This is a genomic window from Pseudomonas sp. NFX183 (assembly GCF_047943075.1).
GTDB lineage: Bacteria > Pseudomonadota > Gammaproteobacteria > Pseudomonadales > Pseudomonadaceae > Aquipseudomonas.
Map to the genome: position 1 here is coordinate 268563 of NZ_CP181333.1, position 16869 is coordinate 285431.

The window sequence follows — 16869 nt, forward strand, 5'->3', positions numbered from 1 at the left end:
CGTCATCCCTTGCCGCTGGCGGTTACAGAAAGGGCCTCGATCAATCAGTGATCGATAGCCTGAACATTGCCGGCAGTTGAATCTTGAGACGAACTGCCGCTCTTAAAGTCACCTCTACATACGCAAAAGATGCGCGAGGCGGTAACGGCCCACTGAAAAAAAGTGTCAACCTCGATATATAAATCTTTACCTGTTTACCGGACCCGGCACATGCGGGCCGTACCTCTCAGCCTGGATCGAGTTCCCAGGGAAATGAAAAAATCTGGAGGGTTTTTATACAAACCTCCTAAAGATTAGCCAAAACAGATTCGGCGCAAGAATTTTTTTTGCTTCTTGCGCTACGTCAGTTTACTTACTACAAGTAATGAGTAGTATGTACGCCGGCTATCCGCTCACTCTGAGAAAGTAGCCATTTAATAGAAAGTCCTTGAAGGGGAACACGATGAACAACGTTCTGAAATTCTCTGCTCTGGCTCTGGCCGCAGTTCTGGCTACCGGTTGCAGCAGCGTCTCCAAAGAAACCGAAGCTCGTCTGACTGCAACTGAAGACGCAGCAGCTCGCTCCCAGGCTCGTGCAGACGAAGCCTACCGTAAAGCTGATGAAGCTCTGGCTGCTGCTCAAAAAGCACAACAGACTGCTGACGAAGCTAACGAGCGCGCTCTGCGCATGCTTGAAAAAGCAAGCCGCAAGTAATAATCCTTCGGGGTTGTTATCAAGCCGATCCATTCTTGGGTCGGCTTTTTATTGCCCGGGATTCGGCCCTGAAGCCCGCGCAATAAAAAGCCCGCCGCGGCGCAAGGCTGAGGCGGGCCAGGGATCGAGCAGGCTTACTGCTGCAGATCGACCGGCGTGCTGGACGCCACCGGCGCAGTGGCGCCTGGTACACCAATCTCCGTTGGCAGACCGTCTTCGGCCGCCACCACATCGCGCACCTGATCCCAGTTCACCCGCAGGTTATTGGCCAGGTCTTCGCGCTTGAGCAGGGCATTGATAACCGCCGTGTGCTTGTCGACCACGGACGGCGTGCCGTCATCGTTCAGAGGTGTATGCGCCTCAAGGTAGACCTTGCCGCCACTGCTGCCGAACTTGTAGGCATCATTGATGATGCGCACCGATGTGCCGACCGGCACCATGTCGGCCATCTCCAGCACATTGTTGTTGAACATGCGGAAGCAGCCGTGGCTTGTACGCGTGCCGATACCAAACTTCATGTTGGAGCCGTGAATCAAATAACCCGGCGTGCCCAGGGTGAACTTGAACGGGCCCAGTGGGTTGTCCGGACCGGCAGGCACCACGTTAGGCAGCGGGTCACCATTGGCAGCGTGCTCGGCCTTGATCGACGCGGGCGGCGTCCAGGTCGGGTTGGGGATCTTGCCAGTGATGGTGGTGTGCGCGACCGGCGAACCCCAGCCTTCACGGCCGATGCCCAAGGGGAACGTGTAAACCACATTCTGGCCCTTGGGGTAATAGTAAAGCCGGTATTCCGCCAGGTTGATCACAATGCCTTCGCGAGGACCCGGCGGCAGGATGAAGCGCGTCGGCAGCACGATCTCGGTACCGGCCCCCGGCAACCAGGCGTCGACGCCAGGGTTGGCCGCGACCATTTCCGAATAACCCAGGTCGTAGGTGGTGCCAAGGTCGGCGAAGGTGTCTTCGTACTTGGCCTTGATCACCTGAACCTGACCGACAATGTCTTCACCTGGCGGCGGCAAGGGCAACTGCAGCGCTGATGCCGAACCGGCTGCACAGAGCGCAGCGAGGGACAGGCAGCAGGAAACGACGGAAAGGCGCGACAACATCCGGAAAATCCTTCGCAGAACGACGGGTAGGAAAAAACTGATTGTACACGGGTGTCAGAGGGGAAGGCAGAGGGCCTGCGACCGTGCGCAAGCCTTTACAGCTCGAAACGCAGCTCCGGCCAGATCGGCGGTGTGCCACGCTTCTGCGATTCGAGGATGGCTCGGCACAGGGGGCACAGTCGCTGGTCTTGAAAGATCGAGCGGTCGACAGATGACCAACGCGGTTGTGCGGGCAATAAAGTCCCGCAAAGCGTGCGATCGATCGAGCCGCCCAACTCCAATTGACGCGCGACCAGATGCACCCGAACTTCCTGGCAGGCGAACAGGTCCAGCTGCTCGTCAGGCTCGATCAGTTGGTAATTGAACAGGGACCAGGCAGGGCGCGACATCGGGGGCTCCAGATCGGGGGGGCGCCACCTTAGCCGAAAGCCTGCCGGTATAAAAGCGTCATAGCAGCGGTTTTAGCGTTGGCCAGACATTTTCCAGCAACTTGCCCTGGGCACCGACCGCCGGGTGCAGCTGATCGGCCTGCATCAACTCCGGATGGCCGCCCACACCCTCAAGGAAAAACGGCACCAGCGGGATACTTTTTTCCTTGGCCAAGGCGCCATACACGTCGGCAAACGCCGTGGTGTATTTAGGACCGTAGTTGGGCGGCAGCTGCATGCCCAGCAGCAGCACCTTGGCGCCGCCGGCCTTGGACTGGTCAATCATCGACGCAAGATTTTGTTTCAATTGCGCTGGCGGCTGACCGCGTAGGCCGTCGTTACCGCCCAGCTCGAGAATCACCAGGTCCGGCTTATGCTCTGCAAGCGCCGCCGGCAGCCGCGCGAGGCCACCTGCGCTGGTGTCGCCGCTGATGGACGCATTGACCACTTTGTCGTCAAAACCTTCCTGCTTGAGCCGCTGCTGCAGCAAGGCCACCCACCCTTTGCTGGTATCCAGGCCGAAACCGGCACTGATACTATCGCCAACGATCAGGACAGTACCCGCCGCTGCGTTCTGGGCCATGCACATCAAGGCCAGGCCAGCACTCAAAAACCACATTCGCATCGGATTCTCCATGGGCGCAAGCATTCTCACCGCGCGAAACCTTAGCAAAGTGGTTCCCAGCGCGGAAGGTGAACTGACTATCCTGCACGAACTTAGCCTGGAACTGAACAAGGGCGATAGCCTGGCTATCGTCGGCAGCTCCGGCTCCGGCAAATCCACCCTCCTGGGCCTGTTGGCCGGCCTCGACCTGCCCAGCAGTGGCGAAGTCACACTGGCAGGCCAAGCCTTGAGCACCCTGGATGAAGACCAACGCGCACGCATCCGCGCCGAGCACGTCGGCTTCGTGTTCCAGTCATTCCAACTGCTCGACAGTCTCAATGCCCTGGAAAACGTCATGCTGCCGCTGGAACTGGACGGCCGCAAGGACGCCCGCGAGCGCGCCAAACACCTGCTCGAGCGCGTCGGTCTGGGCCAGCGGCTGACCCACTCGCCACGCCAGCTTTCCGGTGGCGAGCAACAACGGGTTGCCATCGCCCGAGCCTTCGCCGCCGAACCGGATGTGCTGTTTGCCGACGAACCCACCGGCAACCTCGACAGCCACACCGGCGAACGCATCAGCGACCTGCTGTTCGAACTTAATAAAGAAAGCGGCACGACCCTGGTACTCGTCACCCACGACGAGCGCCTGGCCCACCGTTGCCGACGCCTGATCCGCCTTGAAGCCGGCCTGATGGTCGCGCCCCTGGAGCCTTGATGGCCCGTTTGCCGCTGTTGCGCCTGTTCAGCCTTGCCATGCGTCAATTGCTGCGCGATGCCCGCGCCGGCGAGTTGCGCGTATTGTTCTTCGCGCTGGTGGTGGCCGTGGCGGCCAGCACTGCCATCGGCTACTTCGGTGCGCGTCTCAATGGCGCCATGCTGTTGCGTGCCACCGAGTTCCTCGGCGCCGACCTGGTGCTTGAAGGCAGCTCGCCAGCCCGTCCCGAACAAATCAAGTCCGGGACTGAACTGGGCCTGGATCATGCCCGCATCGTTGAGTTTTCCAGCGTCATCGCCACGGATAATGGCATTCAGCTTTCCAGCATCAAGGCGGTCAACGAGCAGTACCCGCTGCGTGGCGAGCTCAAAAGTGCGGCAGAACCGTTCGGCACTGAAACTCCTGGCGGTGGACCCAAGCCCGGTGAGGCCTGGGTGGAAGCAAGGCTGCTGACGGCGCTGGACCTGAAAGTCGGCGACAGCATCGATGTCGGCATGAAGACCCTGCGACTGACGCGCATACTGACGTACGAGCCAGACCGCGCCGGTAACTTCTACAGCCTTACACCCCGCGTCATGATCAACCTTGCCGACCTCGATGCCACCGGCGTGGTGCAGCCCGGCAGCCGCGTGAGTTACCGTGAACTGTGGCGCGCGCCTCAAGGCAGCACGGCACTGCAAACCTATCGCGACCTGGTCAAGCCGGGCCTCGCCGCCAACCAGCGCCTGCAGGATTCGCGAGACGGCAACCAGCAGATCGGCGGCGCGCTGGGCAAGGCCGAGCGCTACCTGAACATGGCCAGCCTGGTGGCGGTCTTGCTGGCCGGCGTGGCGGTGGCATTGTCGGCCAATCGCTTCGCCAGCCGACGTTTCGATGCCAGTGCACTGTTGCGCTGCCTTGGGCTGTCGCGCCGCGAAGCAATGTTGCTGTTCACCCTGCAACTGAGCGTGCTGGGCGTGGCGGCAAGCCTGGCCGGCGCCCTGCTGGGCTGGCTGGCGCAGTTTGGTCTGTTCTATTTCCTGCACGACCTGCTGCCGGCGGACGTGCCGCCCGGCGGGCTGCTGCCGGCGGTCGCAGGCATCGGCACCGGGCTGGTCGCCCTCGCTGGCTTCGCTTTGCCGCCCCTGGCGGCACTGGGGCGTGTGCCACCGCTGCGGGTATTGCGCCGTGACCTGCTGCCGATCCCGTCCAGTACCTGGATGGTGTATGGCGCGGCGCTGTTCGCGCTCGGCCTGATTATGTGGCGCCTTAGCCTCGACCTGGTGCTGACCTTCGCCTTGCTGGGCGGCGGCGTGGTAGCTGCGCTGATCCTCGGCGGCTTGCTGCTGCTGTTGCTGCAAAGCCTGCGGCGCTTGTTGGCTCGCGCCACGCTGCCGTGGCGTCTGGGTCTTGGGCAGTTGCTGCGTCATCCGTTGGCGGCGGCCGGGCAGTCGCTGGCGTTTGGCCTTATCCTGCTGTCCATGGGCTTGATCGCCCTGCTGCGTGGCGAGTTACTGGACACCTGGCAAAACCAGCTGCCCAAGGATGCGCCCAACTATTTCGCCCTGAACATCCTGCCGGCCGACAAGGACGCCTTCAGCGCCCGACTCCTGGACGTACAGGCGCAATCGGCGCCGTTGTACCCCGTGGTGCCGGGCCGACTGATCAGCATCAATGGCGAAGCGGTGCAGGAAATTGTCAGCAAAGACTCGAGCGGCGACCGAGCGGTGCAGCGTGACTTGAGCCTGACCTGGGCCGCCGACCTGCCACCGGGCAATGTGCTGACAGCCGGCTCCTGGTGGTCGCAGCAGCCGGGCGATGAAGTCCCCGGGGTTTCGGTGGAAGCCAAGGTCGCTGCAAGCCTGAAGCTCAAACTCAACGATCATCTGATCTTTACCGTCGGCGGAGAAAATCGTGAAGCGCGGGTCACCAGCCTGCGGACCATCAACTGGGATAACTTCCAGCCCAACTTCTTCATGATCTTCCAACCGGGCACCTTGAAGGACCTGCCCGCGACCTACTTGACCAGCTTCTACCTGGCGCCAGGCCATGATCAGCAGATCGTTGACCTGTCCCGGGCGTTCCCGGCCGTCACTATCCTGCAGGTCGAGGCCTTGCTGGAGCAGTTGCGCAGCATCCTCGCCCAAGTGACCCTGGCGGTGGAATACGTACTGTTGTTTGTACTGGCGGCCGGCATGGCGGTGCTGTTTTCCGGCTTGCAGGCCACCCTGGATGAGCGCATTCGCCAGGGGGCGCTGCTGCGTGCACTGGGTGCAGAGCGCAAGTTGCTGGTCAAGGCACGCCGCATCGAGTTCGGCTTGCTCGGCGCAGTCAGCGGCCTGCTGGCAGCGCTGGGTACAGAACTGGTGACATGGGTGTTGTACCGCTATGCGTTCGATCTGGCCTGGCACCCACACCCGTGGCTGTTGCTGCTGCCGGTGATCGGTGCCGTGCTGATCGGCGGTGCCGGCGTATTCGGCACGCGCCGTGCGTTGAATGCCAGCCCACTGACGGTATTGCGCGAAGGTTGAAACATTGATGGCCCGTACGCTATTCGGAGTACGGGCCAGCAGCGTTTATTTCACATACTCGATACCGGTAATCCACCAGCACACCTCGCCGGTCGGGGTTTGCACGATGGCCTCATCGTCGACCTCCTTACGGAGCAACGCCCGGGCCATCGGTGAGTCGATGGAGATGTAGTCCATGCGCTCATAAATCTCGTCATAGCCAACGATACGAAAACGCTTGGTCTCGCCCTGCTCGTTTTCGATATCAACCCAGGCGCCGAAGAACACCTTGCCTTCCTGCTCAGGCATGTATTCCACCACGCGCATATCTTCCAGCCGCTTGCGCAAGTAGCGCACCCGCCGGTCAATTTCGCGCAGCAGCTTCTTGTTGTACTGGTAGTCCGCGTTTTCGCTGCGATCCCCCAGAGACGCTGCCCAGGTCACTTTACGCGTGGTGTCCGGACGTTTTTCACGCCACAGATAATCCAGCTCTTTTTTTAGCGCCTCATGACCTTCTTTGGTAATCAGCTTGGTACTCAAACGCTTGCATCCCCAGACAATGTCCAATGGTGCCGAAACGCCACAGCATCATGCCTTGGCGTCGACTGGCAGGGGTGATGATAAATGAACTATGAAAAGTAGCCAGATCGGCAAGCACATTGCGTCACCTCTAGCCTTCCAGGGTTTGATCCAGTTCAAGCAGCACACCCTGCAAACGTTGTCGCATACCCGACACCTGCGACATCGCCAGCGCCAGCTTCTGGGCTTTTTGGCTGACGTATGCTTGCTGCTCCTGGAGTTGCGTCGCGTGCTGCTCCAACTGACGATCCTTTTCATCCAGTTCGCCCTGTTTTTGTTGCAGTCGGGCCTGCCACTGCTCAAGCACTTTTTCTCGCTCAATGACCGCGTTTTTTTGTTGCGTCAGGTCCTGGGCGACCTTGGCAAGATTGGTCAGCGTACTGTCCAGCTCAGGCATCAATGCATGTTCCATTTCAACGGGGCGCTGCAATGGCGCGGGTTCACTCGGTGCCAATTGAGCCGGCTGCGCAACGGGCTCTGCCAGCGCTACCTTCTGCGCAGTTGCGACGGGAATATCCAACGCCTCAGCAACCACAGGCTCAAGCACCGGCGGCTCGACGGGCGTGGGTAGATTTGAAGTTCTGGCGGGCGGGATCATTTGTGATGAGAAGCGAATGGACGGCACGATCAAGGAAGCACTTTCGATCGCAGGCAAGACAGGCGCAGACATGCCCAAGGTAATCACCTTCATTACCAATGCCTTCTTGATGATCATCGAATGGTGATCCTCGGGCCTGGCGGGCGGTAATTTGCAGCCTTTCAAATCAATAAAATGGAATGCAATCGAACTGTCGTTCACTGCGCTGGCTTTAGTGCCGGAGGCTGCCGCGGCCATCAGGATTTGCTTGAAGACTTGCATGGCCACTTGCAGGTCTTCTTTGGACTCGATACTGCCCAGAAAATGCCGATCAAGTTTTTTACGCAACGCAGCGATGTAAACCCTGGAGTTGCCCGGCTCAGTCTCTTCATCAAGGCTATAGACGAGAAAGTTGCAGTCGATCTGGGCAACAGCAAACCCGCAGAGCAGCGCACCGTTAACCGGGGCGTCCTGGCCACTGCGTTCAAGAACAAGGGTACGTAGAAGCATCATGATAATCAGGTCTCGTTACAAAAGAGCAAACCTTACATAAACGCCAGATAAAAAATCCGACCGTTAACCATTCTCGAAACAGCGCAATTGTTTCAGTAAGTTATCCGGCTTGACGTAGGAGTTTTCTTATAACTTCGCCCGCGCGTTCCCAAGCGTATTGATTAAACGTAACCTTTTTAAAGTTCATCCATACACAACACGCACGTTCCATACGCTCAGCCAAACTTAATCGGTAAAAACATGCTCGAGATAAGCAGCCTGACTAAGCACTTGGGCAAAAGTAATGTAATCAACAATTTCTCATTGTTTGCTCAGCGCCAGGAGTGTATCGGTCTGTTCGGGGAAGACGGCGCCGGCAAAACAACCTTGCTGAACTTGATCTCCGGCATCGCTAACCCCTCCTCCGGGTCCATCACCGTCCATGGGTTCAACACCCAGACCCATCCACTTCAAGCACGCAAAGTTCTCGGCTATCAACTCCAGGCCGGGCTCAGCCATCAGACGATGTCCGTTAAAGGCTTTCTCAATTTCATTGCCGACGTGCGAGGGTTCAGCGGGGCTGAAAAACGCAGCAGGGTGGATCGAGCGGCCATGCGCCTGGAGTTGTCGCGTGTGCTCAACGTTCCTATCGGTGCGCTTTGCGTAGGTTTGAAGCGCAAGGTAGCCATCGCCCAAGCCATCCTGCATTCACCCAGCCTGCTTCTGCTGGATGAACCGAGCGAAGGACTGGCGCCGAATCAACGGCTCAAATTCAGAACACTGGTCCAGTCCCTGACCGAAGAAATGGCGGTGATTATCGCCTCGCGTCATTGCGACGAACTGGCCAGCCTTTGCACGCGGGCGCTGGTCATCGCGCGCGGCCAGTTGGTGGCTGACACGCCGCTGTCCGAGTTTCAGCGCAAATCCCGCCACTACCGGGCAGTCACCCTGGCCGCAGAAACTCCTCTGGATTTACTCGCACTGGCCGTCTTGCCCGGCGTCGCAGGCATAGAAGAAGACCGGCATACACCCGGCACCGTGACCGTTCTGGCCCTGCCCGGGCACAGCATCTATCCCTCTATCAACGCACTGATCGCCAACCGCGGCTGGAACATAACGTCATTGAAACTGGAAACAGGGCGCCTGAACGAAGTCGTTCGCCATTTGAGTCATGAGGTATCTCTGTGAAACTGCTGCCGGTGATTTTCAAGCGTCAACTCGTCAGCTATGCCCGTACGCCAGGCACGTACTTGAGTGTTGCTGCGTTTGTGCTGCTGTGCGCGGCACTGGGGCTGAATACGAGCCCGTGGCTCGAAGAAGGCGGTGCTGACTTACAAGTGTTTTTCCAGTTACACCCTTGGCTCTACCTGCTGCTGATTCCAACCTTGTCAACGCAGCTGTGGTCGGACGAACATCACCCTGGCATGCGCGACATGATGAAAACGCTGCCCATCACGACCATCGAGCGCGTGCTGGGAAAATTTCTGGCCGCATGGGTCGTGTGTGGCATTGCCTTGGCCCTGACCTTTCCTCTGGTGGTTGTCGCCAACTACCTGGGCGCCGCGGACAACGCCGTTATCACGTCACAATTTCTGGCAAGCGGGTTGCTCGCGGGAAGTTATCTATCGGTGGGATGCTTTATCTGCGCGCTGACCCACCGGCGCATCGTCATTTTCCTACTAACGCTCGGTTTGCTGCTTACCGTCAGCATGCTTTCTTCAGCACTGGACGCCCTTGAGCACCAGGCGCCTATTTGGGTAGTAGACAGTTTGATCGCGCTTGACCCGATCTTACGCTTTGGCGCTCTCGACAACGGCAAACTGACACTCCATGACAGCCTGTACTTCGTCAGCGTGATCCTTGCCTTTCTTGCGGCAACAGCAGTCACACTCAATTACAAAGCCCGTTGAGAAGGAAAGCACCGCATGCGATCCGCTATTCGCACGGGTATGACACTTACGGTCATATCATTACTCTTTCTGGCCTTTAATCTGGTCTGGGTAAACAACCTTCCCGATATCCGTTGGGACTTTTCACAACACAAAATCCATACGTTGTCGCCGCAGGCACGGCATCTGCTCGCCTCACTTGAGGCCCCCGTGGATTTGTATTACTTCAACTCACGCCATGACCCGCGAAAAAGCCAGGCGTTGAAACGCTATGGCGAGCGTGTGGAAGACTTGCTTGAAGAGTTCGAAAAAGCCGCCAAGGGCAGGATTAACTTGCACGTTATTGATCCGGCGCCTTATTCAGAAGAGGCCTATAAAGCGGGCCTGTTCGGGCTGGACGACACCCACGGGTTTCTCGGTCTGATAGGCGTGCGTGCAGGCCAGGCTGCACAACGTATCGACGCATTCAGCCTGGATGACGAGCCGGTGCTCGAATATGAAATAAGCCACTTGATCTACACACTGGGGCACCCAGCGCCACCCACTGTTGGCGTGCTGACAGGGCTGGCGTTGAACGAGTCCGCCGGGCAGTTACTGACGAAAATGCGTCAGCACTTCACCCTCGAAAGCCTGGCATCGAACATTCCACAGGTGCCTGAATCGATCGGGACACTGATGGTCGTCCACCCGCGTGCACTGCCCGAGCGAACCCTGTACGCGATCGAACAGTTTGTATTGAGGGGCGGAAAGTTGATGATCTTTCTCGACCCTTTGAGCGAGAGCGCGGCAGACGCCGCGCCGGCAAACTCCACGCTGGACGGCCTGCTTGCCGCGTGGGGCGTACAGATGCCGGCGGACAAGCTGCTGGTGGATAATCTCTATGCCTCGTCCGCGTCTTCCGGCGCTGGCGAGCCGACCGTCTTCCATCCGGCCAGATTGAGCCTGCCACGCCAGGCGATGACGGCGGACGACGTCAGCGCGTGGAAACTGAATACGGTGATTGTCTCGAGCAGTGGCGCACTTTCTCGCCTCAGGAAAAGCCGCACGCTGCTCACCCCGCTGCTGCAAAGCTCCACGCAGTCTGCGCTATTGGACGCTGCGCGCTTTGCATCAGCCAGCGCACTCGACTCACAAATCGATCAACCGTCTGCTGTCGGCCAACGCCAGGTGATAGCGGCTCGCCTTGGCGGCCCCGCTTATTCGGCATTTCCAGACGGTGTCGACGGGCAGCCCGCTGGTTTGCAAAAGGCTGCAGACATTCAGGTGGTGGTGGTCGCCGACACTGATTTACTCATGGACTCTGTCATCAGCTCAGCCGCCAACGGCAACGTTACGTTTGTTTTGAATACCCTGGATAACCTGGCGGCTCCTGATGTTCTCGCGAGCATTCGGCCCCGTGCAATGGCCAGCCAATCACCCAACCCGCTTTCAGACAGGCGCGAAGCCGCTGCACAGGCCTACGCCCAAAAGGCAGGGGAACTTGAACGACGGCTTGAGCGAACCGAGCACGAATGGCAACGCTTGAAACCGCCGGACACCGGCTTCGGCACCCAAGCGGTGAATACCAATACCCAGTTGCAAGCACTGAACAAGGAACGCCTGCGACTGCCCATGGAGTTACAGGCGCTCAAGGTCGAGGCTTACGCATCGGTGCATCAACTGGAGCTAATCCTGAAACTGCTGCTGATCAGCGCCGTACCGCTGCTGTTGTGCTTTATCGCGTGGACAGTGTCGCTTTACAACCGGCGACGTCGATCAGCCGTGACCGCCAACCTGCTTTAAGCACTCAACGACGAGCGATCAGTCCCTGGCGGGCAATGCGCGTCAGCTGACGGATGACTTCATCGGCATCAGCGGCGCTGGGCGCCTGAATCACTGCAAGGTCGAAACTGTTGGCGGCAAAGCGGACCAGGGAGTCGCCATCTTCCACAAACTGGATCAGGAACGCCGAAGGTCGCCCGGTGCGACGCGGCCAGCCATCGAGGTAACGCAGCAGCGTAGGCTGGTGCTTGCCACCCAGGAGGATTTTCGGATTGCGTTGCGTCAGGTCCGCGGTAATCGGGGCCAGGCGTATGAGGGGGCGAAGTGCATTCATCGTGTCGTGTCTCTGCCTCAAAAGTCTGCGGGCAGGTGAGAGGCAACACCGAACCAGCGCTTTAGCGGTATTTCGAAGCCTGCCTCTCGATGAGTGCATACTTCTGTCGGGCTGTATCGAGCCCAGTGGCGCCCCGCAATTAGCTGTTTAAATCGGCGCATGAGCAGCATCCTAGAGAAGCCGGTGGGGCAGTGTCAAGAATCCCGAGCAACGAAAAAGCCCGCACAGGGCGGGCTTTTTCCGGGTTTTATCTGAGTATCAGCGGGCGATGGCGCGGTCGGCAGACAATTTGCCCGCCCCTTCCAGCAGCACCACCAAAGAGCCGCCGAGCAAGGCGAGGGCAAATTCATAACCGTTGTTGGCCATAAACAGCCCGTTATGAATATGCACCGAGAAGATTGCTACCAGCGACAGGAAGGTCAGGCCCAAGGCCGCCGGGCGCGCCAGCAAACCGATGATCAACGCCAGGCCGGCGAAAAATTCCGTGCCGCCCGACAACACCGCCATCAAGGTGCCCGGAGTCAGCCCAAGGCTTTCCATATACTGCGCAGTGCCCGCCAGGCCGTAGCCACCAAACCAGCCAAAGAGTTTTTGCGAACCATGGGCAGCGAAGATGATGCCGACAAAAATTCGCAGGATGGTCAGGCCATAACCAGCGCGGGTAGACAGGATACGGTTGATCAGTGGGCTCATGGTGCTAATCCTTTTCCAGGTAGAGGGTGGGTTGGCCGCTATATTAATCGGATAAAGCAATGATAAAAGCGCAAAAATCGCTTAATGATCATCTATAAATCCGATCATTTACGCGAGGCAAGTTTTGGCGTTGACGGTTCCAGAGACTCCCGCTCCCGATCAAACGCCAAGTAGTACTTGTTCACGCTATTAACATAGCTGACGCCAGCCATGCCCACTTGCTCCATGGCAATACGCTCGACCTGGAAGAACCATTGGTTGGGGTTCAGACCGCGGCGCCGAGCCTCGGCCCGCATGCCTTGCACCCGCTCCGGCCCCATGTTGTAAGCCGCCAGCACGAAGGCCATACGCTCGCGCTCGTTAAGCTTGGGGCTGGCGAAGAACTTGCGACGGATCATCGCCAGATACCGGGCGCCCGCTTGCACATTACTGTCCAGACTCTCGATATTGTTGACGCCCACTCGCTGCGCCGCCGAAGGCGTGATCTGCATCAGCCCGGTCGGGCCGCCACTGTTGCGCGCGCCGGGGTCCAGCGCCGACTCCTTGAACGCCAGCGCCGCCAGGTTCAACCAGTCCATGCCCTGCTCTCGCGCATGCTTTTGCAGCACCGGGCGCAGTTTCTCCAGGCGCTGACGGTCGGCGCGAGCCAATGGGTTGCGCACTTGATAAAGGCGTCGGTAGATACGCTGGAATGCCACGTCCTGGTCGGCTGGGGTTCGGTAGGTCTTGAGGAAACGGTCAATACTGGCCCGCAGCATTGAGGCATCCTGGCGCACAAACCAGTACTCATCGCCCGGCTCGCTGATTGCCACTTGCCGATCAAAGCGCAGCTTGGGCAGGATTTTCGACCAGCGTTCGGCAATGGGTTTCTCGACAATGGTGAGGTGGAAGATCCCGGCCTGGACCATCTCCAATACATCTTCTACCGCCAACGTCGGATCGACCCATTCCACCTTCACCGGCGGTCGCTTGTGCAGGGCCAGTTGCTGGTTGACCTGATTGATGGCATCCGCCGCTGCACTGCCGGTAGTCAGGGCCAGCGTGCGCCCGGACAACTGCTCCAGCTTGGTAAAGCGTCGCTCGCCCTTCACGCCAACCAGCCACAACGGTACATCACTGGCAATCGGGTCGCTGGTGCTGATCTTGTGCGCAGCCTTCACATCAAGCAATTCACCGGGAGCCACCAGGTCGCCTTCACCACGGGCCAACGCGCCGAGCAGTTGGTCCTTGGCTTTCGGGATAATTTTGAGAGTGATTTCTTCGCCGTCACGGGCGTGGCCGTTCAGGTATTGCTCGAAGGCGCGCAGGCGATGGTACTCAACACCGATGGCCTGGCCCTGAACCTCACCGGAACTGTTACGGCTCTGGTTGACCAGCACACGCAGCGTGCGACTGGAGCGAATCTGCGCCAGGTCGCGTACCTTGCCGGGCTTGGTCACTTCCAGCGGCCCATCCAGACGTGCGACCGCCGCCATGGGCAGCAGTAACGTCAGGCACAACACAAGCAACGCCGAGGGTCGGATCATCCGCTCTCCGGAAAGAATACTGGCCAGCACCCTCGCGAAAGGCGAAGGGCTGGAGGTCAGAAACAGAGCGCTTTAAGCGCTGGCAAGGCGCGCAACGGTGGCATGGAGGACGGCGTACAACCGACCACAATGTCACTTGCGACGTTCAAAGACAGCTATAACTTGTTGTAGTTCTTCGTTTTTCTTATAAATCTACAGCTCTGATATGCTTTCCGGCCGCAGGCGGAGATAGCACCATGCAACTCATTGATATCGGCGTCAACCTGACCAACCCCAGTTTCGACGAGAGGCACCAGGCCGTTCTCGACCGTGCCTATGCCGCCGGCGTGCAGCAATTGGTGCTCACCGGCACCAGTGTCGACGGCAGCGAGCAGGCTTTGGAGCTTTGCATAAAACTCGATGACAGCGGCCAGCGCCTGTTCAGCACCGCCGGCATTCATCCCCACTCCGCCAGCGATTGGAACGGCGACAGCGCGCGGCAATTGCGTGGTTTGCTCAGCGAAAGCCGCGTGCGTGCAGTGGGCGAATGCGGGTTGGATTTCAACCGCGATTTTTCCCCGCGCCCACAACAGGAAAAAGTCCTCGAAGAACACCTGGCACTGGCCGTCGAGCTGAAACTGCCAGTGTTTCTTCACGAGCGCGACGCCAACCAGCGCTTGCTGGAGATCCTCAAGGATTACCGCGACCACCTGAGCGCCGCCGTGGTGCATTGCTTCACCGGCGAACAATCGGCGCTGTTCAGCTACCTCGACCTCGACTTGCATATCGGCATCACCGGCTGGATCTGCGACGAGCGCCGTGGGACGCACCTGCACCCGCTGGTCAGGGAAATCCCACGTGGCCGCCTGATGCTGGAAAGCGACGCGCCCTACCTGCTGCCGCGCACGCTGCGGCCCAAGCCGAAAAACGGCCGCAATGAACCGGCCTACTTGCCGGAAGTACTGCGCGAAGTCGCCCTGCACCGCAACGAAACCCTGGAAGACGTGGCCGCACACAGTACCGCCTGTTCGCGCGCGTTTTTTGGTTTGCCTCAAGTGGATTAATGCGGCGCATTGACCCATGTCAAAACCGGCTTCCTGAGTAGCGGCACAATAATGGCACCTTGCCAATGCTGTTTCCGCTATCAGAGAAAACCTTCCATGGGTGCCTGGCTTAGCAATATCTCGCTGAAATACAAATTCTGGGCCGTCAACGCGGTCGCCTTCATCACCACCTTGTTGCTTGTGCTCTACGCCGTGCAACTCGAGCAACAGGCGCGCAGCGATGTCGCCCAGGCTTCGGCACAGGCGCAGGCGCGGTTGCTGAGTGCCTGGCCCGCCGACAAGCCATTGCCCAAGGGCGAGCATTGGCTGACGTTTACCCGTGGACAAGTCCCACAGCTGGCCGATCAGGATCTGTCAGCCCTGGGCAACGCCAGCGGTTGGATCGAGCTCAATCACATGCCGTTGTTCGGTGAAAACCCGCTGATCGGTGCCGACGTAATCGCGCGTGCCGACGGCCAGCAGGTCGCCGTGCTGGCCTACGGACGCAGCCTGAGCCAAGTGTTCGGCGAACGCTTCGCCAACTACGCGGTGGCGGTGTTGATCCTGATGCTGGCGATGCTCGGTGCCTCGCAACTGCTGATCCGCTTTTTGCTCAGCCAACTCAACACCCTCAAGGATGTGATGCTGCACGTCGAAAAAACCGGCGACCTGTCGGCCCGCGTACCACTGGCCTGCAAGGACGAAGTCGGCCAGATGGCCAGCGCCTTCAACGCCATGCAAGCCGGCTACCAGCGGGTGGTCAGCACCGTGGCACACACCGCGCAGCAATTGGACAACGGCGCCGCGCGCCTGGCCAGCAGCATGAACGAGGTGCAACACGGCATGCTCGGCCAGCAAAGCGAAACCGATCAGGCCGCTACCGCGATCAATGAGATGACCGCCACCGTCTACCACATCGCCCAGCACGCCGGCGCCACTCGCGACCTGTCCCAAACCGCCGACACCCTCGCCGGCAGCGGCCAGGAAGTGGTCAGCCGGGTGCAGCGTTCGATTGCCGGGCTCTCCACCGGCGTGCAACAGACTGCCGAGATGATTCAGAAGCTCGCCGAGGACAGCCAGAAAATCAACGGCGTGGTCGGCGTGATCCACAGCATCGCCGAACAGACCAACCTGCTCGCCCTCAACGCCGCCATCGAAGCCGCCCGCGCCGGCGAAATGGGCCGTGGTTTCGCCGTGGTCGCCGACGAAGTGCGCAACCTGGCCAAACGCGTGCAAAGCTCCACCGACGAAATCACCCACATGGTCTCGGCGCTGCAGGCCGGCACCCGCGACGCGGTGGACTTCATGCAGGAAAGCTCGTTCAAGGCCGACGACTGCGTACAGCAAGCCCAGGAAGCCGGCGCGGCCCTCGCCGAAATCACCGGCGCCGTGGCGCAGATGCGCGAAAGCAACACCCAGATCGCCGTGGCGGCCGAACAGCAAAGCCATGTCGCCGAAGAGATGAACCGCGCCGTGGTGAGCATTCGTGATGTGACCGAAAACACGGTGCAGCAGACCGTGGATTCAGCGACCACCAGCAATGAGCTGGCGACGTTGGCCGGGGAATTGAGCAAGGCGATTGGGCAGTTGAAGTTGTAAACCAAACAAGGTTGGCTATAGCCCCCATAGCCAGCTTTGATTCGCCGCCCCGCCCGCCCGCGATCTAAACTTTGTTCAAGTTGTTTCAACGGACAGAGGATTCATCATCATGGGCAAACGTCACCCCAACTTCCCCGCCTGGCAATGGCGCACGCACCCAGAAACCCATCAGCACCCGACCAACTTGGGGCTGCAGTTAATTGCCGTACCGCTGCTGATCATCGGTTTTCTGTTGATGGCGTCCGGCGTGTTCAGCCTGAGCCTGGCCAGTTTTGCCGTCGGCGTTATCGGCGTGTTGGCAGGCGTGGCGCTTCAGCGCCACGGTCGCAAACTAGAAGCGCAAGGCAGCCAGCGGTTCTGA

16 protein-coding genes and 1 pseudogene are annotated in these 16869 nt (G+C 59.5%); 9 read left to right on the forward strand and 8 right to left on the reverse strand.

The window, feature by feature from the left end; genetic code table 11:
* Positions 1-442 precede the first annotated feature (442 nt).
* Positions 443-694, forward strand: a complete 252-nt coding sequence (gene oprI / locus ACM530_RS01355) for an outer membrane lipoprotei OprI (RefSeq protein ID WP_003172710.1) — start codon at positions 443-445, stop codon at positions 692-694.
* 134 nt (positions 695-828) lie between these two features.
* Here oprI and ACM530_RS01360 read toward each other — a convergent pair whose 3' ends face one another.
* The 3 genes from ACM530_RS01360 to ACM530_RS01370 form a co-directional block, all read right to left on the reverse strand.
* Entirely contained in the window at positions 829-1800 is a 972-nt protein-coding gene (locus ACM530_RS01360) for a L,D-transpeptidase family protein (RefSeq protein WP_145163219.1), read from the reverse strand.
* Positions 1801-1895: 95 nt separating this feature from the next.
* Positions 1896-2189: a hypothetical protein gene (locus tag ACM530_RS01365; protein ID WP_016972348.1), complete on the reverse strand. Its 294-nt coding sequence runs from the start codon at positions 2187-2189 to the stop codon at positions 1896-1898.
* Positions 2190-2247: 58 nt separating this feature from the next.
* Positions 2248-2853, reverse strand: coding sequence for an arylesterase (locus ACM530_RS01370; protein ID WP_369300540.1), 606 nt, complete (start codon positions 2851-2853; stop codon positions 2248-2250).
* A gap of 10 nt (positions 2854-2863) precedes the next feature.
* Here ACM530_RS01370 and ACM530_RS01375 point away from each other — a divergent pair, with 10 nt between their 5' ends.
* A complete protein-coding gene (locus tag ACM530_RS01375; protein ID WP_016972350.1) occupies positions 2864-3547 on the forward strand; it encodes an ABC transporter ATP-binding protein in 684 nt (227 codons plus the stop codon).
* Entirely contained in the window at positions 3547-6057 is a 2511-nt protein-coding gene (locus tag ACM530_RS01380) for an ABC transporter permease (protein WP_262207642.1), read from the forward strand. Before ACM530_RS01375 ends, ACM530_RS01380 begins: the two co-directional genes overlap by 1 nt.
* Before the next feature lie 45 nt (positions 6058-6102).
* On the opposite strand, the gene greB is transcribed toward ACM530_RS01380, so the two are convergent.
* On the reverse strand, positions 6103-6576 hold the full coding sequence (greB, locus tag ACM530_RS01385; RefSeq protein WP_083360479.1) for a transcription elongation factor GreB: 474 nt from the start codon (positions 6574-6576) through the stop codon (positions 6103-6105).
* Positions 6577-6706: 130 nt separating this feature from the next.
* Complete coding sequence (locus tag ACM530_RS01390; RefSeq protein WP_404487415.1) at positions 6707-7705, reverse strand: hypothetical protein; 999 nt, start codon at positions 7703-7705, stop codon at positions 6707-6709.
* A 240-nt stretch (positions 7706-7945) separates the two neighbouring features.
* On the opposite strand from ACM530_RS01390, the gene ACM530_RS01395 reads away from it, so the two are divergent.
* The 3 genes from ACM530_RS01395 to ACM530_RS01405 are packed head-to-tail and all read left to right on the forward strand — an operon-like array spanning position 7946 to position 11355.
* Entirely contained in the window at positions 7946-8872 is a 927-nt protein-coding gene (locus tag ACM530_RS01395) for an ABC transporter ATP-binding protein (protein ID WP_416364107.1), read from the forward strand.
* A complete protein-coding gene (locus ACM530_RS01400; protein ID WP_242193808.1) occupies positions 8869-9594 on the forward strand; it encodes an ABC transporter permease in 726 nt (241 codons plus the stop codon). Before ACM530_RS01395 ends, ACM530_RS01400 begins: the two co-directional genes overlap by 4 nt.
* A gap of 15 nt (positions 9595-9609) precedes the next feature.
* Entirely contained in the window at positions 9610-11355 is a 1746-nt protein-coding gene (locus ACM530_RS01405; protein ID WP_416364108.1) for a Gldg family protein, read from the forward strand.
* Positions 11356-11359: 4 nt separating this feature from the next.
* On the opposite strand, the gene ACM530_RS01410 is transcribed toward ACM530_RS01405, so the two are convergent.
* The 3 genes from ACM530_RS01410 to ACM530_RS01420 all read right to left on the reverse strand — a co-directional run bounded on the left by ACM530_RS01410 (position 11360) and on the right by ACM530_RS01420 (position 13887).
* Positions 11360-11668: a class I SAM-dependent methyltransferase gene (locus tag ACM530_RS01410; RefSeq protein ID WP_416364109.1), complete on the reverse strand. Its 309-nt coding sequence runs from the start codon at positions 11666-11668 to the stop codon at positions 11360-11362.
* 258 nt (positions 11669-11926) lie between these two features.
* Positions 11927-12361: a DoxX family protein gene (locus ACM530_RS01415; protein WP_416364110.1), complete on the reverse strand. Its 435-nt coding sequence runs from the start codon at positions 12359-12361 to the stop codon at positions 11927-11929.
* A gap of 104 nt (positions 12362-12465) precedes the next feature.
* The gene (locus tag ACM530_RS01420) at positions 12466-13887 is read right to left on the reverse strand and encodes a transglycosylase SLT domain-containing protein (RefSeq protein WP_145163202.1); all 1422 of its coding nucleotides are present in this window, start codon (positions 13885-13887) and stop codon (positions 12466-12468) included.
* A 236-nt stretch (positions 13888-14123) separates the two neighbouring features.
* Here ACM530_RS01420 and ACM530_RS01425 point away from each other — a divergent pair, with 236 nt between their 5' ends.
* From ACM530_RS01425 to ACM530_RS01435, 3 genes and pseudogenes are all read left to right on the forward strand, one after another.
* Positions 14124-14930 (forward strand): TatD family hydrolase, encoded by an 807-nt coding sequence (locus ACM530_RS01425; RefSeq protein ID WP_416364111.1) that lies wholly within the window; start codon positions 14124-14126, stop codon positions 14928-14930.
* A gap of 96 nt (positions 14931-15026) precedes the next feature.
* The gene (locus ACM530_RS01430; protein ID WP_416364112.1) at positions 15027-16508 is read left to right on the forward strand and encodes a methyl-accepting chemotaxis protein; all 1482 of its coding nucleotides are present in this window, start codon (positions 15027-15029) and stop codon (positions 16506-16508) included.
* 109 nt (positions 16509-16617) lie between these two features.
* Positions 16618-16866: pseudogene (locus ACM530_RS01435) on the forward strand (terminase); the annotation flags it as partial.
* Positions 16867-16869: the final 3 nt, after the last annotated feature.